The following is a 21,802-nucleotide window of genomic DNA, read 5'->3' as shown; positions in this document are numbered from 1 at the left end:
GGTCGGATGGCAAATGGCTATCCGATTTTTTGATATGTTCGCAGGGATCGGCGGTTTCCGCTCCGGCCTGGAGGCCGTGGGCGGTTTTGAATGCGTGGGTCACTGCGAAATAGACAAGTATGCGAACCAGGCGTATAACGCCATATATGACACAGAAGGAGAGGTTTTCTTTGCAGACGCCAGAACCATTGACCCCGGCACGCTGCCGGATCTCGACCTTATTTGCGGCGGCTTCCCTTGCCAATCTTTTTCAATCGCTGGAAAGCGGAGAGGATTTGCCGACGACGCCAGAGGGACTCTGTTCTTTGAGATCGCACGTCTTGCCGCCGCTAAAAGACCTGCATTTCTGCTGCTTGAGAATGTTCCCGGACTCCTATCTCATGACAAAGGCCGGACGTTTGCGGCCATCCTCAGTACGCTGGATGACCTGGGGTACGATGTCGCGTGGCAGGTGCTTAACAGCAAGGATCATGGAGTCCCCCAGTCGAGAAAGAGAGTGTATATTGTCGGATATCTTAGAGGAAAATGTTCCAGCGAAGTTCTTTCTTTCACAGACACAAATGGAGCGGCTCTTGAGCAAGTCCTGCCTGGACCAGAGGGACGGCGGGTGTACTCCCCCACCGGAGTCTCCATCACCCTGACCAGCACGGCTGGCGGCTTTGGCGGCAAGACCGGCCTATACGACGTTACTCTTCCCATCAAGGTTATGACGAAAGCTGGCTATCAGCTCGCCAGGCCCGGAGACAGCATCGACCTGGCCTATGCCACCATGAATACCAGGCGTGGCAGGGTTGGGGACAAAATTGCGCATACTGTCACCCCTGGCAACAACCAGGGCTATTTTTTTATCGACCTGAACGAAGATCCCAGCCTGACCGAAAATGCCCGGTGTCTGCTGGCCAACCAGGATACCGGCATTGGTAAGTTCAAGGGCGGGCGCTCCGGTGTGTTCGTAGAAAATCCTAAAGCGCCATTTGCTGTTCCTGTGCGGGACGCAGACGGCCATATTCACTATGGAAAAGTGAGAAAACTCATGCCCATAGAGTGCTGGCGCTTGCAGGGATTCAAAGACGAGCAGTTCCACAAAGCTGCCGCAACTGGGCTGTCTGACGCACAGCTTTATAAAATGGCAGGCAACGCCGTGACGGTGTCTGTTATTTCCGCATTGGGCGAGAAAATCAAAGACATTTATTGGAGGTCGTCATGCCAAACCATGTGACAAATATCATCGAAATTAAGGGTGATCCTGCCCGTGTCAGAGCCTTGTTTGGGGCCGTCAAGAACGACGAATATGGCTTGGGCTCTATCGACTTCAACAAGCTCATCCCCATGCCGCCGGAGCTGGAAATCGAAGAAAGCAGCCAGACCACTCGCGGCCTGACAGCATACAAGGACTTCATCGAAGTCTACACCTTTAACGGCAAAAAAGAGGACTTCGACCTGCTGAATATCCCCGAAAAGGCGGAGCAGGCGTTTCTCCGTGTTCGGCCCGACATTGACCGCACCGCCTGGAATTTGGGCAGGCAGGCGTTTCAGAATGAGCAAAAGTATGGTGCTGCCACCTGGTATAAATGGCGAACCAGGAATTGGGGTACCAAGTGGAACGCCTACGGCTACGAGGGCGGCGTTCAGTTTGACGGTAAGTCCCTGCGCTTTTTAACTGCCTGGGCTCCTCCCCAGCCCATCGTGGCAAAGCTGGCTGAAATGTATCCCGATCTGGACTTCACCCACCAGTTTGCCAACGAGGACATCGGGATGAACTGCGGTGAAGATGGATACCACAACGGCAGGCTGTGCGATGAATACTATCCCACCGGGCAGGAGGCCATCGACTATGCCAACGGGCTGTGGGGCTATGACGGCATGGAAGAAGATGAGAACATGGATGACGGTGAAACCATAGGAGGGCCAAAACTGTGAGTATCAAAAATATCACTACGGACGATCTGCGCCGCATGAAAAACTCCGATGGCCTGATCATCCAAGGCTGCGGCGGCGATTTGCAGGAGTGGGTAGATGGCATCAATGGATTGCTGACCCAAGAAGGTATCCTGCGGAACGGAAGTGTGTTCAAGGCGTGTTCCACTTTTGAGCATGACGGCTTGACCTGCCTGCTGTTCCCATTCAAGGATGTGGATGCAGACCTGGGCCGATTGGCTATCTGGCGGCTAAAGACCCACGATACCTTTGGCGGCACATGGCTGTCCGATTATGTTCCCAACTGCCTGGGCGGGTTTTATGGCAATCAGCAAGAAGAACCCGCAGAAACAGAGGAAGATGAGGATCTCGACAGCGGGATGTCCATGAAATAATTATAACAGAAAATTGAGCCGGTATCAATCGTTCAGAAAACGATGATACCGGCTTTTTTCGTTTTCTGGACGTTCTTCCGGCTAAAAGCGAGGTGACCAATATAAAATCGCCGGTATCGTGGGTAGGCAATAAAGCGCCCATCCTCCCTATCATTTACAATCTGTTCCCCCTGGAATACGGCAGGTTTGTGGAAGTGTTCGGCGGCTCCGGCAGTGTGCTGCTGGGTAAGCCACCTGGCTCCTTTGAGGTCTACAATGATTTTGATAGGAATCTGGTCAATTTGTTTCACTGCATGAAGGAACGCACTATGGCTACCATCCGGGAATTGGGATTTTGCAATCTGAACTCCCGCGCTGACTTCCAGGCCATCAAGAAGTTTTTCCAGCATGAACAGTTCGATGATAGATTCCTGGCAGAAGAAATGAAATTGACAGGAATCCTGTTCCCGCCGCCAGCGGCAGGGGAATTGCAGGCGGTTCGTCAGCGCATTACCAAGGACTACGACGTGCGCCGGGCCGCCATGTACCTGAAACTGCTGCGATACAGCTATTCCAGCGGAAAGAAGTCCTTTGCATCCCAGCCCTTTGACCTGCGGCGATTGTTCGGCCTTATCCAGCAGTTAGAAAACCGGTTGGCGAATGCGGTCATAGAGAACCAGGACTTTGAAACTCTCATCCACCATTATGACCGGCCTGACACGTTCTTCTACCTGGACCCGCCCTACTACTCCACGGAAGATATGTACGCAGTAGAGTTCGCCTGGGAGGACCATGTACGCCTGCGGGATACGGCAGCAACCATGCAGGGCAAGTTCCTGCTCTCCTACAACGACTGCCCCGAGATCCGAGAGTTGTACGAGGGGTTCCCCATGTTTGATTTTACCCGAGTGCATTCCATGGCCCAAAGGTATGAGGCTGGAAAGGAGTTCAAGGAGCTGCTCATCGGCAACTATGACCTGTCTGCGCGGGAAAAAGCTGAGCCAGCACAGATGAAATTTGAAATATAGGAAGTGTTTTGTATGAACCACAGTGAACAATTTATTCTGGTTTCCGTCCCCCTGGAGATGTTCCTTGAGGCGGGTATCAATACGGAAAGCATCATCCAGATGAGTTCCCGCGCCGGGAAGATTATTATCGACACGCCTGACACCACCAGCGACTATGTCTGCGACAGGGACTGCGAGAGCTGTCCCCTAAACGCTGTGCCCTGCGAGTTTGACTGTGAGAACTGCCCCTGTGAGGCCAACTGCGACGGAAGGGGGCTGGACGAATGAATACGAAACTTCTGCGTATTTTGGGCAAGCGGGGACGAATCACCATCCCCTACGAAATCAGGCAGCGGGTGGGCTTCGCTTACAATGATGTACTGTCCTTCACCGAGTCCGCTGACGGCAGATCAGTGATCGTCCGTAGGGAAAAGCTGTGCGACAACTGCCAGAGTAAGACGGTGCAACCCGTGGCGGATGACCGGGCCATGCTCCTGGAACTGCTGGACTCCTTGCCCCTGGAACTGCAAAAGGCAGCGTTCGTGCAGCTTTCGGAAAGCCTGGGCAGGCTGCCCCGCAGGGAGATCAGAACTTCCCCACCGGGCATCCGGAGCGCCGACACGCCCCTCTAACAGGAGGTGCATCCCCATGAAATTAATACGCGCTCCGCCCAGATCGTGGGCAGTTTCTGACCGTATATTTGTTGCATATTTATTCGGAATTGGTCTGGACTTTTCAGAAAAATGTGGTATCCTTGTGGTCAAGAAAAACTCCAAGAAAGGATGAATCTTATGAAGAAAATCTTGACCGCTATCCTCACCGCCGCCCTGCTTATCAGCAGCGCCGGGTGCCAAGCCAAACAGCCCCAGGCCGCACAAAATGCGCCGGAACCCGCTTCCCAGTCCCTTGTGCTAAATGTAGAATCGCCCACTAAAATAGCCGATGACCACATCGACACAAGCGTTGCCTTGGAGCAGATCGCCGCAGGACTCAAGATAAAGGTAGACACCGCAGGAAAGGACCAGGAAACCCATCAGGCTGACAACAATGAGCAGCACGACACTTCGGTGGTGGAAGAAGAAAAGACCCAAGAACCCGGGCAAAGCCTGGATGTACAGCGCTCCGACTCAATCACGGACTCCAAGGCTACGACATCCACGCCAGCGCCAAAACAGCCTGCCACAGAGCCGGACGCCTACCTGAAAGTCACCGTGAAAGCCACGTCCACCCCGGCACCGACACCTGCTCCTACACCAGAGCCGCCAGCACCCGCCCCTGCCGAGCCTACCCCGGAACCCATCGTCGAGGAACCTGCCTTCGACATCGGCTACTGGATCGGGTACGCCCAAAGTTGCGCACAAGGTCTGGGCCTGCGGCTGGAAAGCAGCGCGGTAGACTGCTGGGATAACCCCATCGGGGCCGGACCCCACAGCACCTGCCTGGAGAGGGATATCAACAGCAGGCTGAATAGATATGCAAACGACCCGGATATCACCGACGTATGGATCTGGTATGAATCCACCGGCAGCAACACCTACAACATTTATATCGGGTACGCATAACAATAAAATAACCATCAAAAAGCGCACTGTAAAAAAGCAGTGCGCTTTTTTTGTTGCCCACCAGGGCAGAAAAGGAGAGTAAATGACATCATCCATTAAAAGAAAAAGTATGGCACTGGTCATGGCTTTGCTCATGTGCCTTTCCATGTTCGTCAGTTTTGGCATCACGGCCCAGGCCGCTGGGGAGCGCTCCGAAATCTATATGATCAGTTTCCCTCGCGGCGCGGACGCCAACCGTGACCATTGGGAGCGGGATGATCTCCAGTTCATGAACGGCTGGCACATGGACGCCTATGATATGTTCGCCACATTCTGTGTTGGCTCCTACGAGGGCAAAGTGGCGTACTGTATCGAACCGGGCGTCCCCATCGACAACGGCGAACCCTTCACCTCCAAAGACGAAACCTTTTGGGACAACTACCCCTCGGCTTACAACAAAACCATCGATGGGGATACGATCAAGTCGCTCATCGGGCGCATTATACAGTATGGCTACACCGGCACCGTTGACCCGGATTGGGTGTCTCAAAACGCCGCGGGTGCGGACAAGCTGGCCCACGTCTATGCCACGCAGCTCCTGATTTGGGAAACCATCGTGGGCGAACGTGACGAGAATTTCGGCCATGTCAGCACCGGTGGCAAGAATGCTGTCCTGGACTTCATCAAGGCAGGCCACCCGCTCCGTTCCCGTATCCTGGACCATTACAACAGCATGGTCACCAGTGTCCAGAACCACAGCAAGGTACCGTCCTTCATGGCAAAGAGCAAGGGAAAAGCGCCCACCATCGAACTGGAATGGGACGGCAGCCAGTATACCGCTTCGTTGATCGATACCAACAAGGTGCTGGGAAATTATGCTTTTTCCTCCGATTATACCGGCATGAAGTTCACCGCCAGCGGCAATACACTGACTATCACCACTCCCACCGCTCCTACCAGCGACGTGACCGTCAGCGCCAGTAAGAAGGAGTCCAAGCGCATGGGTTTGGTAGTATGGGATGACGGAACTTTCGGCCCCGGCGCCGGCCAGCAGAATACCGTCACCTACACCCAGCCTGTGAGCGACCCTATTGCAGCTTATCTCAAAATGAAGGTTTCCTACGGCTCCGCTAAAATCATCAAGACCTCCGAGGACGGCAAGGTGTCTGGCATTACCTTCCACATCACCGGCAACGGTATCGACCAGACCGTCACCACGGACAGCAAGGGTGAGGTACAGATTGACAACCTCCAGCCCGGCGAATACACTGTAACCGAGCAGATATCTGGTGACTATGTTCCCCAGGAGCCACAAAAGGTGACCGTGCAGGCCGGTCAGACGGCAACCGTGTCTTTCAACAACACCCTCCAGAAGGGCAGCTTGACCGTCACTAAAAACAGCGAGGATGGCCTGAACTCTGGTGTTCGTTTCCATCTCTACGGCACTTCCAGCGCGGGCGAAACTGTTGATTTGTACGCTACTACCAACAGTTCTGGTACAGCGCAGTTCACCGACGTACCCACCGGCAGCGGGTATACCTTGGAGGAAGTGGATACGGCTGTCCGTTACGTTGTGCCTTCCACGCAGACCACCAATATTGAGTGGGAGAAAGTCACTAATATTACCTTCCGCAATGTGCTGAAGAAGTTCAATATTACTCTGAACAAGGTGGACAAAGAAACCTCCGTCCCCCAAGGTGACGCCACTCTTGCAGGGGCCGTCTACGGCGTGTACAAGGACGGCAAGCTGGTGGACACCTACACCACCGACAGCGACGGTCATTTTACCACCAGCTATTACACCTGCGGTTCTGGCTGGACGGTGCAGGAGATCACCCCCAGCGAGGGGTACCTGCTGGACGAAACCGTCTATCCTGTAGGCGCTGACCCCAAGCAGTATACAGTGGAGTTTAACTCTGTTCCTGCCATCACCAGCCCCGAAACTGTACAGAAGGGAAAAATCACCCTCATCAAGCATTGCGACGATGGCTCCACCCAGATCGAGACCCCCGAAGTCGGCGCTGAGTTTGCCGTGTTCCTCAAGTCCTCCGGCAGCTATGATAACGCAAAAGAATCCGAGCGGGACTACCTGACCTGCGACGAGAACGGCTACGCCGAAACCAAGCTGCTGCCCTATGGCGTATACACCGTCCGGCAGACCATGGGCTGGGATGGGCGCGAGCTCATGAAGGACTTCGACGTGTTCATCAATAAGGATGGCGGCGTATACCGCTATCTCATCAACAACGCTCCCTTTGCCAGCTATGTCAAAGTTATTAAGACCGACGCGGAAACAGGCAAGGCTATCCCCTACGCTGGCGCAGGTTTCCAGATTTACGATCCCAACGGTCAGCTGGTTACCATGCAGTTCACCTATCCGGCGGTCACCAAAATCGATACCTTCTATACCACCAATGACGGCACGCTCATCACCCCGGAGTCCCTTCCTTACGGTACCGGCTATTCCCTGGTGGAGGTGCAGGCCCCATACGGCTATGTGCTGAACTCCGAGCCTGTCTATTTTGACATCACCCCGGACAATTCCACTGAAGAAAGTACCGTCACTGTGGTAGAAGTTGAGCGCCCCAATATGCCTCAGAAGGGCAAAATCAGCATCACGAAACTGGGCGAAGTGTTCTCTTCCGTGACTGCTCTGGGCGGCGCTGCCACCGACGAGGACGGTAATAAAATCACCTTCCCTGTCAGCTACCAGCCGGTCTACGAGGAAACGGCTCTTGCAGGCGCTATCTATGAGGTGACCGCCGCCGAGGACATCATCACTCCCGATGGTACCCTCCGCTATTCCGCAGGCGAGGTGGTGTCCACCCTTACGACCGCCCAGGACGGCCCTGTTGCCACCGCCCCCCTCTACCTGGGGAAGTACCAGGTGCGGGAAGTCGAGGCCCCGTTTGGCACCGTGTTGGACACAGAAACGCATCTGGTGGAGTTGACCTATGCAGGCCAGGAAATCGATATTACTGAAACCAGTACCACCCTTCATGATGACCGGCAGAAGATAAAAATCAGCCTGGAGAAGGTATTGGAGCAGGACGAGCCGTTCCAGATCGGAAAGAATGGCGAGATCACTACGGTGCAGTTTGGTCTGTACGCCAGTGAGGATATCACTGCCGCAGATGGTTCCATCATCCCCACCGACGGCTTGATTGAAACCATAAACTGCGCCGAGGACGGCTTTGTTGTGTTTGCCACCGACCTCCCTCTGGGCAGCTACTATGCCAAAGAGGTTTCTACTGATAAGCACTACACCCTGCCGGATACCATGTACCCGGTTGTATTCGAGTATGCTGGCCAGGACGTGGCACTGGTAGAAGTTGCCCTCAACGACGGCGAACCCATCGCCAACGAACTCATCTACGGCAACATCAAGGGCATGAAAATCGACCGGGAGAATCAGGAAGCCATTGCCGGTGCGCTGTTCGGATTGTTCCGTCCTGATGCATTACAGTTCACTTCGGACACTGCCATACTGACCTCTACCTCAGACGAAGATGGCGTGTTCAGCTTTGAGAATGTCCCTCTGGGCAACTGGATCGTGCGAGAGCTGCAGCCTGCCGAGGGCTATCTGCCCAATACCGACGTGCATCATGTGCAGGTGGAGCGGGACGAACAGGTTATTGAAATCACTGTTGTTAATGACCGCATCCCGGAACTCAGCACGACTGCATCCATCGGCGGTGAAAAGGAAGTCAACGCCACCGAAGTCTTCACCCTGGAAGATGCAGTGGAATACACCCATCTGGTGCCGGGCAAGGAGTACGTTGTCAAGGGTGTGCTTATGGACAAATCTACAGGCAATCCTCTTAAAATTGCCGGTGAGCAGGTGCGCTCTGAAACCACATTCACCCCTGAGAGTCCCAGTGGCACAGTAGCTGTTGTGTTTGAGTTTGATGCAAAGTATATCAAGGCCGGCACGGATATTGTGGTGTTCGAGGATCTGCATCTGGATGGCAGAAAGTTAGCTGTTCATGCGGATATTGAGGACGAAAGCCAGACGGTCACTGTCCATGTACCTGAGATCGGCACCCAGGCCACCATCGGTGAAGAAAAAGAAGTTACCATCGACGGCCCCATCACCATCGACGATGTGGTAGCCTATAAGAACCTGACCCCTGGCAAGGAGTATTCTGTCTACGGCATCCTCATGGACAAGACCACTGGTGAGGCTCTCAAGGTAGACGGCGAGGAAATTCATGCTGAAAGCGTCTTTACGCCCGATACCCCAGATGGCGAAACTGTAGTACAATTCACCTTCGACACCACCGGGCTGGTGGATTCCACCGAGATCGTGGCCTTCGAGAGCCTGTCCCGTGAGGGGATCGAGCTGGCGGTCCACGCCAATATCGAGGACCCTGCCCAGACGGTCAAGGTAACAGTCACCGGCCCTCGGATCGGCACCAAGGCCCACATTGACGGCAAAAAGGAAGTGAACGCTGACGGTCTCATTACCATTGAGGATGTCGTATCTTACAAGGGACTGGCCGCTGGCAAAGAGTATAAGCTGACCGGCACCCTCATGAATAGAACCACCGGTGAACCCTTCAAGCTGAACGGTGAGGAAATCCTCGCTGAAGTGACATTCACACCTGAAAGCGCCGAGGGTGAAGTCACCGTTTCCTTCCCCTTCGATACAAGCTGGGTATCCGAAACCACAGATATCGTCGTGTTTGAGAAACTGTCTCTGAATGGCAAAGAGATCGCCACTCACGAGGATATTGGCGACAAGGACCAGACGGTCACCATCGTCGTTACCAGGCCGGAGATCGGCACCAAAGCTACTATCGACGGCAAGAAAGATGCCGCGCCTGCCAAGAGCATCACCATTGAGGATGTGGTCTCTTACAAGAACCTCACCCCCGGCACGGAGTACAAGCTGGCAGGAGTTCTCATGGACAAAGCCACAGGCGAACCTCTGAAGATCGGCGATCAGGAGATTCGGGCCGAGGTTGTTTTTACGCCCGAGAAAGCAGATGGTGAAACTGTAGTGCAGTTCACCTTTGACGGCAGCGGCATCACACAGGCCACAGATATTGTAGTGTTCGAAACGCTCTATCAGGGCGAAGTAAAAATCGCCGCCCACGAGGATATCAGCGACGAGGGTCAGACCGTGAAGATCGTGCCGCCCACACCGGATAAGCCCACCACTCCTAACCCCGGCAACCCCCAAACTGGAGACCGCTCCATGATGGGCTTCTGGCTGGGCCTGGGCGCTATCGCCCTGGGCGGCCTGGTATCCGGCATCATTATGTACAGCAGAAAGAAAAAGGAGCAGGATTTTGAATGATGAAGAAGGTGTATATCTGCGCACCCCTTGCGGGAAATATAGCAGGAAATATCGAGAAAGCACGGCGGTACTCTGAATACGCACTGAGGTGCGGGGCGGCCCCGGTCACCCCGCATTTTTATGCGCTGTGTTTGGATGATTCTGTTCCGGCGGAGCGTGAAATGGGTATCGCTGCCGGGCTGTCCTTGTTATGGTTCTGTGACGAGGTCTGGGTGTTCGGGGATGAGACCACCGATGGCATGGCCAACGAAATCAAGCTTGCCCGGAATCTGAATATCAAGGTCAGAACCATCAAAGATCATGAGATCAATAAAGTGATAGGAGATGTTGCGGTATGAAAAAAAGATGGATGAAGATTCTGTTCTGTACAATTTTTGCGGCACTGTTGGTGCCTGTTTTTGCTGTTCCTGCCATGGCCACCGGCGATGTGGCCGGGGCCATCCAGAGTACCTGGACAGCAGCGCAGACCCAGATCCGCACGGTGGTGGACAACGTGGTGTTCCCTGTCATTGACATGATCCTGGCAATACTGTTTTTCGTTAAGGTTGGCGGAGTTTATTTTGATTACCGCAAACATGGGCAGATCGAGTTCACGGCTCCGGCTATCCTGTTTGCCTGCCTGATTTTCACCCTCACTGCCCCGCTCTATATTTGGTCGATTTTGTGATTTTATAACCGGGAGATGGGCGGCGTGTGCCGTCCATCGTCCCTACATTTTTTGGAGGTGGTCAACATTTTTGATTGGTTAGGGGACATTCTCGGCGGCATAGGCAGTGCCGTGGGCGGGGTGTTCGATACGATTGGGGACCAGGTGTCTGCTGCCATATGGGACGCCATGATCCGATGGTTTTACAACACGATTTTCGACGCTGCCAGCGACTTCTTCACCATGATGGGAAACATGGGCGCGGATATTTTCAACCTGAGTTGGGTAAGTGCAACGATATCTTTGTTCACTCTCTTCGGCTGGTCGCTGTTTATCGCCGGGACTGTTGTGGCTGTTTTCGATATAGCTATAGAATACCAGACCGGCAGGGCCAGTGTCAAGACTACGGCGATAAATGTGCTGAAAGGGTTCTTCGCCTGCTCCCTCATAGGAGTTGCACCCGTGGAATTGTATAAATTCTGCATCAGCCTGCAAAACACCTTCGCCGGGGACTTGACCCGCATTTTCTCAGGAGAGCAAGCCCAGGGGCTGTCTGAACAGAGCATTGCCATCCTGACGGCGAACTTCGTACTGCCCCAGAATACCGTGATAGGGCTGTTTGAACTGCTGGCCCTCATAGCTTTTGCGTACTGCGTAATGAAGATATTTTTTGCAAATATCAAGCGCGGCGGCATCCTCCTCATCCAGATGGCGGTGGGAGCTTTGTATATGTTCTCTGTTCCCAGAGGGTACACCGATGGATTCAACCAGTGGGTAAAACAAATTATTGCCCTATGCCTGACGGCGTTCATGCAGACAACTCTGCTGTTCCTGGGCCTGCTGACCTTCTCGGACAATATGCTGCTGGCGCTGGGGATCATGCTGGCGGCAGGCGAAGTGCCAAGGATTGCCCAGCAGTTTGGGCTGGATTCCAGCGTAAAAGTCAATATGATGAGCGTGGTACACGCCACCAGCACAGCGGTCAACATGACCCGGTCTGTGGCAAAAGCGCTCGCATAAAGGAGGGATCAAATGACGACCTATTTATATCCGCAAAACCTGAAAGCGACGGCGAACCTCTGGCTCTGGGGCCTGCGGGACTTCGCCATTTTGTGCGTGGCGGCGCTGCTGTCGGTGCTGGCCCTGGTGCAGCTCCACTTCATGGTACCAGCGGCGGTGACGCTGTGCTTTGCTTTTCTCACCATCCGCATGGAGGACACCACTGTTCTGGATTTCCTGCGGTATGCCGCCAGCTATTTCATATCCAGCCAGCAAAGCTACGATTGGAGGTAACGAACTTGGCAAAGAAAAAGAAGGGCCGCTCCACCCAGGAGCTCATGGGCATTCAGAATTTCACCAGATACGGGCTTGCCACCAGCCGTGGCGAGCTCTTATTTTTTCTGGTGTCCCCCACCAATATCTCGGTGCTGTCCCACACGAACATCGAGATAAAAATCAGGCACCTCATGATGGTGCTGTCTGCCATCCCGGATATCGAGATCACCTGCACCGACTCTTGTGAGTGTTTCGATGACAACCAGGTATATCTGCAAGGGCGGCTTCACGAGGAACGCAATCCCCAGGTGCGGCAGCTCCTGGAGCAGGACATGGATATGCTGGATCGGGCGCAGGCGGAGATGGCAACAGCCCGGCAGTTCCTTTTCATAAGCCGGTGCAAGGGGATGAAATCTGAGCAGGTATTCCAGGCCGTGAACCGCATTGAGAAAGTGATCTCCGAGCAGGGCTTTGAGGTGCGGCGCATGAGAAAAAGCGATATCAAGCGCTTTCTGGCTATCTATTTCGATTCCAGCATGAATGGCGACCAGCTGCCCGACACAGACGGCGGCCAGTTTTTCGAGGTGTACCATGACGAGCCGGAGGATTAAATTCGGCATCTTTGCTTTTCTGCTGTTGGGCATTCTGCTGGTTTGTGGATTCATGGTAGGCAGAGAGATTCTGTCACGGCAGAAAGAAAATAAGGACTTCGAGCAGCTCGTCAAACTGGTGACGATGGAAAATCTCGATTCGATTTCCACTCCAACGGAATCTCCTGCTGTGACTGAGCAGCCAGAGGCCACCGTAGCTCCTGCCCCGGAAAATGGAGAAGAACCTCAAGAACAGCGCCGCGACCTCTCCGAACTCTTCGCCATGAACGACGATTTTGTGGGCTGGCTGTATATTCCCGATACTGACATCAATTACCCCGTCATGCACACGACAGACGATCCAGAGCGGTACCTGCGCCGGAATTTTCACGGCGAGTACAGCGAATCGGGTGTGCCATTCCTGGATTTTAGGTGTACCTTGGACAGTGACAATCTCATCATCTACGGCCACAACATGATGAACGGTACCATGTTTGCGGGGCTGCGGGGTTATGTGCAGAAAGACTTCTGCGACCAGCATCCCATCATTGAATTTCAAACAGCAGACGGCTGTGCTGAGTATCAGGTGTTTGCCGTGGTACAGGTCAAAAGTAACGATGACTGGTACAAGTTTGTGGACGCTGGTACCGCGGAAGATTTCAACAAGGCTGTTGGAAATATTGCAGGCAGGGCTTTGTTCACGGTTATCGATTTGCCTAAATATGGACGGCAGCTTTTGACCCTGTCCACCTGTTACGATTCTTCCCACAACGGCAGGCTGCTGGTCATAGCGGCAAAAATATAGTATTGGAAGTGTTTATATGTTTAAGAAAAAGCGTAAAAAGATGAACCCGGCCCAGCTTGAGGCCGTCCGCACCAAGGACTTCTTTGACTGCATCCTGCCTGGTACTGTGCGTTTCATGAGTGACTATTATATCGTGGGCGACAGCTACCGGTCAGTGTGGGTGGTGCGCGAGTACCCGCCCAGCACCGAGGAGCAGGCCATCCTCTCCCAGCTTGCCGACCGCAGCGGCGTGACCCTGCGCATCTACCATCGGCTGGTGGAGCCCATGGAGCAGCGCAAGATCATGCAGAACGCCACTCGCAAAAACAAGCTCATGTCCGGCGGCAACGATGTCAATGAAACCATCGAGGCCCAGGGCAACCTCCAGGATGTGGTGGAGCTTCTTGCCAACCTGCGGAAGAATAAGGAACCCCTGCTCCACTGTTCCGTATTTATCGAGCTCAAGGCCCGGACGCTGGACAAGCTGAAGGAGTTGCAGAGTGAGATCAGTATGGAACTCACCCGCTCCAAAATCTCTGTCGACCGGCTGACCCTGCGCCAGAAAGAGGGTTTCCTCTCTGTTCTGCCTGTAGGCGCAAATCAGTTTGGGGCGCAGTACGAACGGGTGCTGCCTGCATCCAGTGTGGCGAACCTTTATCCCTTCAATTTCTCCGGCAAGACCGATCCCCACGGACTGTATATCGGGCGGGATAAGTACGGCTCCAATGTGCTGGTGGATTTTGACCGCCGTGCGGAGGACAAAACCACCAGCAACATCTTCATCCTGGGCAACTCCGGGCAGGGCAAGTCCTACCTGTTAAAGCTCATTTTAACAAATATTCGGGAAAGTGGCAAGACCTGTATCTGCCTGGACCCGGAAAGTGAGTATGAGGAGCTGACCCGCGCTCTGGGTGGCTGTTATATTGACTTCATGTCCGGGGAGTACACCATCAACCCGCTGGAACCCAAAGCATGGACAGACGGCTCCGGCGATGTGGACGCCGGTACACCTGATGCTTTCAAGCGGGTCACCCGTTTGAGTCAGCATATCGCCTTCCTCAAAGACTTCTTCCGGGCCTATAAGGATTTCAGCGACCCCCAGATTGATACCATCGAGATACTCCTCATGAAGCTCTACGCCCGGTTCGGCATCACCGACAGCACCGACTACTCCACTAAGCGGCCAACGGATTTCCCCATCATGTCCGACTTCTATAAGCTGTGCCAGGAGGAATTCAACACCTACGACAGAGAGAGGAAGTACCTCTACACCGAGGAAATGCTCCAGGAAGTGTGCCTGGGCATCAACTCTATGTGCGTGGGCGCGGAGAGCAAATATTTCAATGGGCATACCAATATCGTGGATGACAAGTTCCTGTGCTTTGGTGTGAAAGGGCTGATGGATACCAACAAACGCCTGAAAGACGCCATGCTGTTCAATATCCTCTCCTATATGTCCAACGAGCTGTTGGGCAAGGGAAACACCGCCGCCAGCATCGACGAGCTGTATCTCTTCCTCACCAATATGACGGCAATCGAATATATCCGCAATGCCATGAAGCGTGTTCGCAAAAAAGATTCCTCGATCATTCTGGCCAGCCAGAATATCGAGGATTTTTTGATTCCCAGCATCCGGGAGTTTACGAAACCGCTGTTTTCCATTCCAACCCATCAGTTTCTGTTCAATGCCGGGCAGATCAACCCCAAGGACTTCATGGACGCCTTGCAGGTGGAACCCAGCGAGTTTGAGTTGATAAAGTACCCGGAGCGCGGCACCTGCCTGTACCGCTGCGGCAATGAGCGGTATCTTTTGCAGGTGATTGCGCCGGACTACAAGTCCGTTCTGTTCGGAAAGGCAGGTGGGAGGTGAGCCACCTCTGGCAATTCGCATACGAACAGCGTAAGTGCCGTTACCTTTTTCGCTTGCGCTCCAGGATTTATGAAAGGGGGAACCTGTTATGAGTGCTGCCCTGGGCGCGGCCCTCAAGAAAATTGCTGTCGCTCTGCTGTCAGACCCCAAAACCTTGAAGAAAGTGGTCGGCATTGTGCTGACGCTGCTGGTGGCGGTCATCATGCCCATTGCGGCGGTGATCGCCATTTTCAGCGCTGATTTCGAAATAGACGTGGATGAGTTCCAGCGCCTGGCTGTGCAGAATCTCACTGCCGGGCAGCGCGCCGACCTGCAATTCATGGAGGATACCGGCAGCGCCATTCAAGCGGAGCTGACCGGCAGAGGGCAGGAAAAACGGCTCAAAGAGGCGCTGGTGCTGTTTGTCTTTGCTCTGGGCGACTTCGCCCACGAACCGGACTTTGCCGCAAAGCTGGCTGGGTGTTTCGTTGAAGAGCAGACCAATGCCCAACTCATCGCCGCTGTCAATGTAGCCTTTGGTACGGACATTGACCCTGCGGATTTCGAGAAGATCATGACTTTTGTGAACCGGCAGATCGTAGACGTGGCCCGTTCCCAGCTTGGCAATGTGGGCGGCGAACCGTACTGGAGTTGGTACGGATTCACCTCCAGGGTAGAATGGTGCGCCTGTTTTGTTTCCTGGTGTGCCGACCAGTGTGGTTATATCGACAGCGGGATCATCCCCCGCTTCTCTGGCTGCAGCCAGGGAGTTAATTGGTTTAAGGCCAGGAACCTCTGGCTGGATGGCTCCGCCACGCCCACATCAGGGGCTATTATATTTTTCGATTGGGTGGACGATGACGGCACCCAGGACGGCAACTCCGACCACGTTGGCATCGTGGAGAAGGTAGAAAACGGCAGAGTGTACACCATAGAGGGAAACTCCGGCGACGCCTGCCAGCAGAACAGCTACCCAATAGGATACTTTGAGATCCTGGGTTATGGTACACCGAAATATGAAATCGGAGGTACAGAAGATGATAGTGAAAGTAATTCCCCAGCGCAAGGAGCCTGAGATCAAGGCCCAGCCCTGGGAGATCGAACGCACCGTGGAGTTGCCGCCCGGTGAGTTCCGCTATTTGAAGGAACACCTGCTGCGGGACCATCCCTGCATTGCGGAACACGCCAGCGAGATGTATATGGACAAGCATGGCATCACCCACGGAATGCTGGTGCTATGTGAGGGCATCGATGACGGAATTCTTGTGAATTCCGAGGGGATGTCCTACGCACGGTACGCCGCATATCTGTCCGGCGCGAGGACGCTGTCGCTCATGGATCGGTACCCCACACTGCGGGATTTCTGTGTGCAGATGGACGCGCTGGTGGACAAATACGTCCAGCAGGCGATTGCCGGTCAGGAGGATGGGCAGTTTACTATTTCCTACGCCGATATAGACAGGGACGTCGAAAAGCAAATCTTCGACGAAGACCTGACCACTTTTGACTGGCGGCTGTTCCTGGATATGCTCTCCGCGCGCCCGGAGTTCGATGAGATGGAGACCACAAACAATGAAATATGCCTGACGGTTGCCCCGGAGTTTGTGCAGAACGAAACTCCGGGGATGTCTATGTGAAAGGTGGATTTTTCATGAAAAAAGACTCTATAACGATTCCTTATGACGAAGAAAAGCTGGCCGCTCTGCGCCTATACTTGGAGCAGAAAGGGCAGGCGGTTGAGCAGGAGATGGTTTCTGCCGTGGACGCACTCTATGCCAAAGCCGTCCCCGGCAATGTCCGTGAGTTCCTGGACCTGCGCTCTGGTATGGAGGTGAAACCTGCGGAGAAACGCAAGCGCCCCAGGCCGCAGGCAGAGCAGGAATCCGCCCCGGCACCTGGCCCGGAAAGCAGTGATGGCTTTTGAGGACGCAAAAGTTCGGAATAGAGATCGAGATGACCGGCATCACCAGGGCCGCAGCCGCCCAGGTGATCGCCGGTCATTTTGATACCAGCGCTACCCATGTGGGCGGCGGCTATGACACCTACACGGTGCGCGATAACGAGAACCGGCAGTGGAAACTTGTGTCTGATTCTTCTATCCGCAGGGAATCCCGCCGGGGTTCCTCCAGCAATGGGGCCTACGCGGTGGAGTTCGTGTCTCCCATCTGCAAATACGAGGATATCGAAACCATCCAGGAGCTCATTCGTAAGCTGCGCTCTGCCGGGGCCAAAGTCAATGATTCCTGTGGTATCCATGTTCATGTGGACGCATCAAACCATGACGTGAAAACCCTCCGCAACATTGTGAATATCATGGCCGCAAAAGAGGACTTGCTCTACAAGACCCTCAAGGTGGACGTGCACCGGCAGCATTATTGTGCGAAAACGGATACCAGATTTCTGGACGAACTCAATGAAAAGCGGCCCACTTCCATGAATACCTTGGAGTCCATCTGGTACAACGGCCCCACCGGTCGCTACGACCATTACGATGGGACGCGGTACCATGGGCTCAATCTGCACAGCGTGTTCTCCAAAGGCACCATCGAGTTCCGGCTGTTCAATTCCACGCTCCACGCTGGGGAGATAAAATCGTATATCCAGCTTTGCCTTGCTATAAGCCACCAGGCGCTGGTGCAGAAGTCGGCATCCAGAATTAAGACACAGAGCAGCAATGAGAAGTATACCTTCCGGGTGTGGCTCCTGCGGCTGGGGCTGATTGGCGATGAGTTCAAGACGGCCCGTCACCATCTGCTGAAAAATCTGGAGGGTAATATTGCCTGGAAAGACCCTGCCCAGGCTGAGGCTCAAAAGCAACGGTTGGCTGAGAAACGGTTGGCAGAATCAGTTGCCCAGGCTATGGAGCAAGCACCCGCTCCGCCGGAATCGATAACAGAAAATGAACAAGACGAGTCCCAAGAGATGGGCATGAGAATGTGAAAGGACGTTTGATATGGCTAAGAAATTATACGTTGCCTACGGCAGTAACCTCAATAAAGGGCAGATGAAGTACCGCTGCCCTACTGCAAAATTTTACGGAACCGGTATGCTGCAAGGCTATGAGTTGCAGTTCAAGGGCCGGGAACGCTCTGCCTTTGCTACCATTGCGCCCAAGGACGGCGCATCCGTCCCTGTGGGCTTATGGGAGATTCAGGCCAGGGACGAAAGGGCGCTGGATATGTATGAAGGGTTCCCCAGCCATTATTTCAAGGAAGATGTGCCGGTGCAGGTGGGCGGCAAGGAAGTCAGCGCCATGGTTTATGTGATGAACCTGCGGATGAATTTCAACCTTCCTTCCCCCAACTACTACGCTACGGTGCATCAGGGCTACCGGGACTGCGGCCTGGATACCTCCGCGCTGGAACAGGCTTTGCAGAGCAGCGCACAGCATTATTACGATTCCGCCGTGCGGTATGAACAGCAGTCCCTGTTCGATTACGGCGAGGATGAGCCGGAGGAAGATGAGGATTTCGATGATGAGGAAGAAACTGAGTGGGATGATGTGGAGGATGATGAGAACGAGAGTGAGGGCTACGATTTCCACTTTCATATGTGAGGAGGTGGCAGCGTGAACCGGGCAAAAGAACTGCGCCGCACGATGGGCGATGGCTATGTGTACCAGAGATTCATGACTGACCGGGAGGTGTTCCGTCTGCGCAGACAAGGTCCCCGGCACATGGAAGATACCGTCGCCGCCAGCTTGACTGTGGGATGCATGAAGATAAACTCGGTGCTGTTCCAGGCAGAGGACTCCCTGTGGTTGGGCTATGACGTGTATGTCAAGGATTCCCCCGGTTCTGCCGAGTGGATCTGTTTCGACAGCCCCAGCGGCCCTGCCAGTCTGAAAGAACAGGATATGCTGGCTACGCTGGACAGGATCGTTTCGGAGAATGGCCTGTCCTATACCGAGTGCTGCTTTGAGCGGTTGGAGGGCATCGTGCCGCCGGATAAGAAAATCTAATGCAGTGGATCAGCACAGTCGGCCCACGTTGCCCACCGTGTGGCCCCATGTCGGGGCTTGCGGGGCCAGGTCGGGAAAACACTCGGCCCAGGCCCCAAGCAGGCCGTGTTGGGCATTTGTGGGCCGGGTTTGGAGAGGTGCTGGTTTTAGGAGATTTGGGGCGGGTTTGGGCAAGGTCGAAAAGCAAGCGGGAGAAAGTGCCGGGGTTGCTGCTGCACCCCGGCACGGCTCACCACGCCCGGCAATGCCGGTCGCGTAGGGCTTTTTCGGGATTCCGGGACAGAAATCAAAAAGGGGTTGCTAAATTTGTGTTTTAATAAAAATGGGGTTGCAGTCCCAATAAATGGCCGTGTTCAGCCAAATATTCCGGGGTTGCCCATCAGAAAAGAGGTGTTGCAAGATTTCAGTGCCAAAGGACAAATACAAATTCGCACTTTGGCTCCATCCAGATACACTTGAGAAGGTCAAGGAGCTATACCGACAGGATGACTGCCGAAGCAAGTCGGAATTTATTGAAAAGGCGATTCGCTTTTATATTGGCTGTCTCACCGCCGAGGATAGTGCGTCTTATCTCCCCAACGCTTTCCTCTCCAACATGAAAAGCATCGTGGCCGAGAGCGATAACCGCCAGAGCAAAATGCTTTTCAAATTAGCAGTGGAACTCGCCATGATGATGAATGTAGTTGCCGCCAGCAATGAGATCGACGAAATATCTCTGGCACGGCTGCGTGGTGAGTGCATCCAGGAGGTAAAAAGGCTCAATGGCAATTTCAGTTTTGAGGATGCGGTAGAGTGGCAAAGCTAGTTACCAAGTTCAAATATCTGAAACCAGGCGCTCGGCAGGGACGTGGTGGGTACGCAAAATATATTGCCACCCGTGACGGCGTGGAGAAAATCGATAACACCAAAAGGTTTGCGCCTGTCAGTTGGAATCAGAAACAGTTGATCAAAAGAATCCTCCGTGATTTTCTTGACGCCAAAGATATGTTGGAGTACAAGGACTACCAGCAGAAACAGACAGTGGAATCTGCATCCGAATTTATCTCCCGCGCCATTGAGGACAATGCGGCTGTTGCGTTAAACGCTAAAACCTATGCTGACTATATTGCCACTCGCCCCCGCGCTGAACGCTTTGGTTCTCATGGGCTTTTCACGGATGACGGTGTGCAGGTAAATCTCAAAAAGGTGTCGCAGGAGTTGAACGAATACGGCGGCAATGTGTGGACGGTGATTATTTCTCTCCGGCGCGAAGATGCGGAACGCCTTGGCTTTGATAACGGCTCTCGCTGGCGGGATATGCTGCGCACTCAGACCCAGGCGCTTTCTGAAAATCTGCGCATTCCTATGGGACACTTGAAGTGGTTTGCCGCATTTCACAATGATGGACATCATCCCCATGCGCATCTGATTGCGTACTCTACAGTAGAGAGCGAGGGCTACCTCACCAAACAGGGGGTACAAAAGTTGCGCTCGGCTTTTGCAAAAGATATTTTCGCGCAGGATTTGTTGTGCATCTACGAAAAGCAGACGGAGCATAGGGACAACCTGCGTTCCACTAGCAAGGATGCGCTTGCGGAAATAATTTCTCAGATAAATACTGGTGGATGTTCCAATCACCATCTGGAAGAACTGCTGGTGCAACTTGCCAGGCGGCTCTCCCGTACCAAAGGCAAAAGAGTGTATGGATATCTGAAAGCGGATGTGAAATCTATCGTTAATTCCATCGTGGACGAATTGGCAGAGGACACCCGTATCTCCACGCTTTATGATTTGTGGTATCAGCAGAAAGAAAAAATCCTGCGCACCTACAACAGCAGCCTGCCGGATAGAGTACCGCTCTCGCAAAACAAAGAGTTCAAATCCATTAAGAACGCCGTTATCCAAGCGGCGATGAATCTGATTTTAGAGAGTCAACAAAATCAGGCTGTGGCCGGGAATGATACGGAAACCGAGCACAAGCATTCGCTCACAATTGGTGGTACCGGTATCGGGATGAGTGCGCTGCGGTTGCTGCAGCAGACCAGTCAAATCCTGCAAAATGAGCTACAGCCTGTCTACCAGGATAAAAGTGTCGACCGCAAGCTGCGCCGGAAAATCAACGAGAAAAAGCAGGCACAGGGTTTGCGGCAGGGATAAAAATTATGATTTCTCTGCGCATATCTTCTGTAGGTTTGCCGAATCGATTCTTCTGGACTTGTGCCGTCAAAGCGGGTATTGTTGTGGCAGGAGGTGCTATCATGAAAATATTTGATATGCTCTACGACGGCAGGATTTATCCCGCTGAAAATGTCAACCCCAAAACGGAGAAATACTGCCAGCTTGATGAGGAATTCAAAAAATTGCTGGACGAATTGCGCGACAAATTATCTGATTCTGACCAGCTTCTGCTGGAGCGGATCGTCACCCTCTCGTTTAATATCGTAGACGAAGAATGCCGGTGTATGTTTGCGGAGGGTGTTCGGTTTGGGGTGGGCTTGATGCGGGAATTGGACGAACTGAACCAGAATAGCAAGTAAAAAATTCATTAAGGGGATGCCGCACCGCCTGGTGCGGCTT

The 21,802-nt window shown here is 53.6% G+C and carries 23 protein-coding genes and 2 pseudogenes; all 25 read left to right on the top strand.

Annotated features, from left to right (window positions below; translation table 11 throughout):
- The first annotated feature begins 13 nt into the window (after positions 1–13).
- On the top strand, positions 14–1,219 hold the full coding sequence (gene dcm / locus U8U01_RS08230; RefSeq protein WP_322173254.1) for a DNA (cytosine-5-)-methyltransferase: 1,206 nt from the start codon (positions 14–16) through the stop codon (positions 1,217–1,219).
- Complete coding sequence (locus U8U01_RS08225) at positions 1,204–1,920, top strand: DUF1281 family ferredoxin-like fold protein (protein ID WP_322173252.1); 717 nt, start codon at positions 1,204–1,206, stop codon at positions 1,918–1,920. Before dcm ends, U8U01_RS08225 begins: the two co-directional genes overlap by 16 nt.
- A 35-nt stretch (positions 1,921–1,955) precedes the next feature.
- Positions 1,956–2,267, top strand: a pseudogene (locus U8U01_RS08220) (hypothetical protein); the annotation flags it as partial.
- 137 nt (positions 2,268–2,404) lie between these two features.
- Entirely contained in the window at positions 2,405–3,319 is a 915-nt protein-coding gene (locus U8U01_RS08215) for a DNA adenine methylase (RefSeq protein WP_322173248.1), read from the top strand.
- A 12-nt stretch (positions 3,320–3,331) separates the two neighbouring features.
- Positions 3,332–3,586, top strand: coding sequence for a hypothetical protein (locus U8U01_RS08210; RefSeq protein ID WP_322173247.1), 255 nt, complete (start codon positions 3,332–3,334; stop codon positions 3,584–3,586).
- Positions 3,583–3,930, top strand: coding sequence for an AbrB/MazE/SpoVT family DNA-binding domain-containing protein (locus U8U01_RS08205; RefSeq protein WP_322173245.1), 348 nt, complete (start codon positions 3,583–3,585; stop codon positions 3,928–3,930). Before U8U01_RS08210 ends, U8U01_RS08205 begins: the two co-directional genes overlap by 4 nt.
- Positions 3,931–3,946: 16 nt before the next feature.
- A complete protein-coding gene (locus tag U8U01_RS08200; protein WP_322173244.1) occupies positions 3,947–4,084 on the top strand; it encodes a hypothetical protein in 138 nt (45 codons plus the stop codon).
- Positions 4,085–4,089: 5 nt separating this feature from the next.
- Positions 4,090–4,860 carry a hypothetical protein gene (locus U8U01_RS08195; RefSeq protein ID WP_322173243.1) on the top strand — a complete coding sequence of 257 codons (771 nt, stop codon included), beginning with the start codon at positions 4,090–4,092 and terminating at the stop codon, positions 4,858–4,860.
- Positions 4,861–4,969: 109 nt separating this feature from the next.
- Complete coding sequence (locus tag U8U01_RS08190; protein ID WP_322173242.1) at positions 4,970–10,141, top strand: VaFE repeat-containing surface-anchored protein; 5,172 nt, start codon at positions 4,970–4,972, stop codon at positions 10,139–10,141.
- Complete coding sequence (locus tag U8U01_RS08185; RefSeq protein ID WP_322173240.1) at positions 10,138–10,479, top strand: DUF7768 domain-containing protein; 342 nt, start codon at positions 10,138–10,140, stop codon at positions 10,477–10,479. The genes U8U01_RS08190 and U8U01_RS08185 overlap by 4 nt, the downstream gene beginning before the upstream one ends.
- Positions 10,476–10,808 carry a DUF3852 domain-containing protein gene (locus U8U01_RS08180; protein ID WP_322173238.1) on the top strand — a complete coding sequence of 111 codons (333 nt, stop codon included), beginning with the start codon at positions 10,476–10,478 and terminating at the stop codon, positions 10,806–10,808. The genes U8U01_RS08185 and U8U01_RS08180 overlap by 4 nt, the downstream gene beginning before the upstream one ends.
- A 24-nt stretch (positions 10,809–10,832) precedes the next feature.
- Positions 10,833–11,807, top strand: coding sequence for a conjugal transfer protein TrbL family protein (locus U8U01_RS08175; RefSeq protein WP_322173236.1), 975 nt, complete (start codon positions 10,833–10,835; stop codon positions 11,805–11,807).
- 12 nt (positions 11,808–11,819) lie between these two features.
- Positions 11,820–12,080 (top strand): hypothetical protein, encoded by a 261-nt coding sequence (locus U8U01_RS08170; protein WP_322173235.1) that lies wholly within the window; start codon positions 11,820–11,822, stop codon positions 12,078–12,080.
- 5 nt (positions 12,081–12,085) lie between these two features.
- Positions 12,086–12,673 carry a hypothetical protein gene (locus U8U01_RS08165; protein WP_322173233.1) on the top strand — a complete coding sequence of 196 codons (588 nt, stop codon included), beginning with the start codon at positions 12,086–12,088 and terminating at the stop codon, positions 12,671–12,673.
- Positions 12,654–13,457 carry a class B sortase gene (locus U8U01_RS08160; RefSeq protein WP_322173232.1) on the top strand — a complete coding sequence of 268 codons (804 nt, stop codon included), beginning with the start codon at positions 12,654–12,656 and terminating at the stop codon, positions 13,455–13,457. The genes U8U01_RS08165 and U8U01_RS08160 overlap by 20 nt, the downstream gene beginning before the upstream one ends.
- A 16-nt stretch (positions 13,458–13,473) precedes the next feature.
- On the top strand, positions 13,474–15,306 hold the full coding sequence (locus U8U01_RS08155; protein WP_322173230.1) for a VirB4 family type IV secretion system protein: 1,833 nt from the start codon (positions 13,474–13,476) through the stop codon (positions 15,304–15,306).
- A 571-nt stretch (positions 15,307–15,877) separates the two neighbouring features.
- Positions 15,878–16,360 (top strand): annotated as a pseudogene (locus tag U8U01_RS17455) (CHAP domain-containing protein); the annotation flags it as partial.
- On the top strand, positions 16,323–16,922 hold the full coding sequence (locus U8U01_RS08145; protein ID WP_322173226.1) for a DUF6329 domain-containing protein: 600 nt from the start codon (positions 16,323–16,325) through the stop codon (positions 16,920–16,922). The pseudogene U8U01_RS17455 and the gene U8U01_RS08145, both read left to right, overlap by 38 nt.
- A 14-nt stretch (positions 16,923–16,936) precedes the next feature.
- Positions 16,937–17,209 (top strand): DUF6103 family protein, encoded by a 273-nt coding sequence (locus U8U01_RS08140; RefSeq protein ID WP_322173224.1) that lies wholly within the window; start codon positions 16,937–16,939, stop codon positions 17,207–17,209.
- On the top strand, positions 17,206–18,225 hold the full coding sequence (locus U8U01_RS08135; RefSeq protein ID WP_322173222.1) for an amidoligase family protein: 1,020 nt from the start codon (positions 17,206–17,208) through the stop codon (positions 18,223–18,225). Before U8U01_RS08140 ends, U8U01_RS08135 begins: the two co-directional genes overlap by 4 nt.
- Positions 18,226–18,238: 13 nt before the next feature.
- Entirely contained in the window at positions 18,239–18,841 is a 603-nt protein-coding gene (locus U8U01_RS08130) for a gamma-glutamylcyclotransferase family protein (RefSeq protein WP_304433417.1), read from the top strand.
- Positions 18,842–18,853: 12 nt separating this feature from the next.
- On the top strand, positions 18,854–19,246 hold the full coding sequence (locus tag U8U01_RS08125) for a hypothetical protein (protein WP_322173221.1): 393 nt from the start codon (positions 18,854–18,856) through the stop codon (positions 19,244–19,246).
- Between the two features lie 595 nt (positions 19,247–19,841).
- On the top strand, positions 19,842–20,051 hold the full coding sequence (locus tag U8U01_RS08115; protein WP_322173315.1) for a hypothetical protein: 210 nt from the start codon (positions 19,842–19,844) through the stop codon (positions 20,049–20,051).
- Entirely contained in the window at positions 20,039–21,382 is a 1,344-nt protein-coding gene (mobP3, locus tag U8U01_RS08110; RefSeq protein WP_322173220.1) for a MobP3 family relaxase, read from the top strand. The genes U8U01_RS08115 and mobP3 overlap by 13 nt, the downstream gene beginning before the upstream one ends.
- A gap of 101 nt (positions 21,383–21,483) precedes the next feature.
- Positions 21,484–21,762 carry a DUF6809 family protein gene (locus tag U8U01_RS08105; protein WP_322173219.1) on the top strand — a complete coding sequence of 93 codons (279 nt, stop codon included), beginning with the start codon at positions 21,484–21,486 and terminating at the stop codon, positions 21,760–21,762.
- Positions 21,763–21,802: the final 40 nt, after the last annotated feature.

The sequence above is a fragment of the Acutalibacter caecimuris genome, from assembly GCF_034335085.1.
Taxonomy (GTDB): Bacteria; Bacillota; Clostridia; order Oscillospirales; family Acutalibacteraceae; genus Acutalibacter; species Acutalibacter caecimuris.
This window is presented reverse-complemented; position numbering and strand designations above follow the sequence as displayed.

Excerpts from the sequence above, each read along its gene's own strand:
- dcm (WP_322173254.1), top strand. The coding sequence starts at position 14 with ATGGCTATCCGATTTTTTGATATGTTCGCAGGGATCGGCGGTTTCCGC.
- U8U01_RS08225 (WP_322173252.1), top strand. The coding sequence starts at position 1,204 with ATGCCAAACCATGTGACAAATATCATCGAAATTAAGGGTGATCCTGCC.
- U8U01_RS08210 (WP_322173247.1), top strand. The coding sequence starts at position 3,332 with ATGAACCACAGTGAACAATTTATTCTGGTTTCCGTCCCCCTGGAGATG.
- U8U01_RS08205 (WP_322173245.1), top strand. The coding sequence starts at position 3,583 with ATGAATACGAAACTTCTGCGTATTTTGGGCAAGCGGGGACGAATCACC.
- U8U01_RS08200 (WP_322173244.1), top strand. The coding sequence starts at position 3,947 with ATGAAATTAATACGCGCTCCGCCCAGATCGTGGGCAGTTTCTGACCGT.
- U8U01_RS08195 (WP_322173243.1), top strand. The coding sequence starts at position 4,090 with ATGAAGAAAATCTTGACCGCTATCCTCACCGCCGCCCTGCTTATCAGC.
- U8U01_RS08190 (WP_322173242.1), top strand. The coding sequence starts at position 4,970 with ATGGCACTGGTCATGGCTTTGCTCATGTGCCTTTCCATGTTCGTCAGT.
- U8U01_RS08185 (WP_322173240.1), top strand. The coding sequence starts at position 10,138 with ATGATGAAGAAGGTGTATATCTGCGCACCCCTTGCGGGAAATATAGCA.
- U8U01_RS08180 (WP_322173238.1), top strand. The coding sequence starts at position 10,476 with ATGAAAAAAAGATGGATGAAGATTCTGTTCTGTACAATTTTTGCGGCA.
- U8U01_RS08170 (WP_322173235.1), top strand. The coding sequence starts at position 11,820 with ATGACGACCTATTTATATCCGCAAAACCTGAAAGCGACGGCGAACCTC.
- U8U01_RS08160 (WP_322173232.1), top strand. The coding sequence starts at position 12,654 with ATGACGAGCCGGAGGATTAAATTCGGCATCTTTGCTTTTCTGCTGTTG.
- U8U01_RS08155 (WP_322173230.1), top strand. The coding sequence starts at position 13,474 with ATGTTTAAGAAAAAGCGTAAAAAGATGAACCCGGCCCAGCTTGAGGCC.
- U8U01_RS08145 (WP_322173226.1), top strand. The coding sequence starts at position 16,323 with ATGATAGTGAAAGTAATTCCCCAGCGCAAGGAGCCTGAGATCAAGGCC.
- U8U01_RS08140 (WP_322173224.1), top strand. The coding sequence starts at position 16,937 with ATGAAAAAAGACTCTATAACGATTCCTTATGACGAAGAAAAGCTGGCC.
- U8U01_RS08130 (WP_304433417.1), top strand. The coding sequence starts at position 18,239 with ATGGCTAAGAAATTATACGTTGCCTACGGCAGTAACCTCAATAAAGGG.
- U8U01_RS08115 (WP_322173315.1), top strand. The coding sequence starts at position 19,842 with ATGAAAAGCATCGTGGCCGAGAGCGATAACCGCCAGAGCAAAATGCTT.
- U8U01_RS08105 (WP_322173219.1), top strand. The coding sequence starts at position 21,484 with ATGAAAATATTTGATATGCTCTACGACGGCAGGATTTATCCCGCTGAA.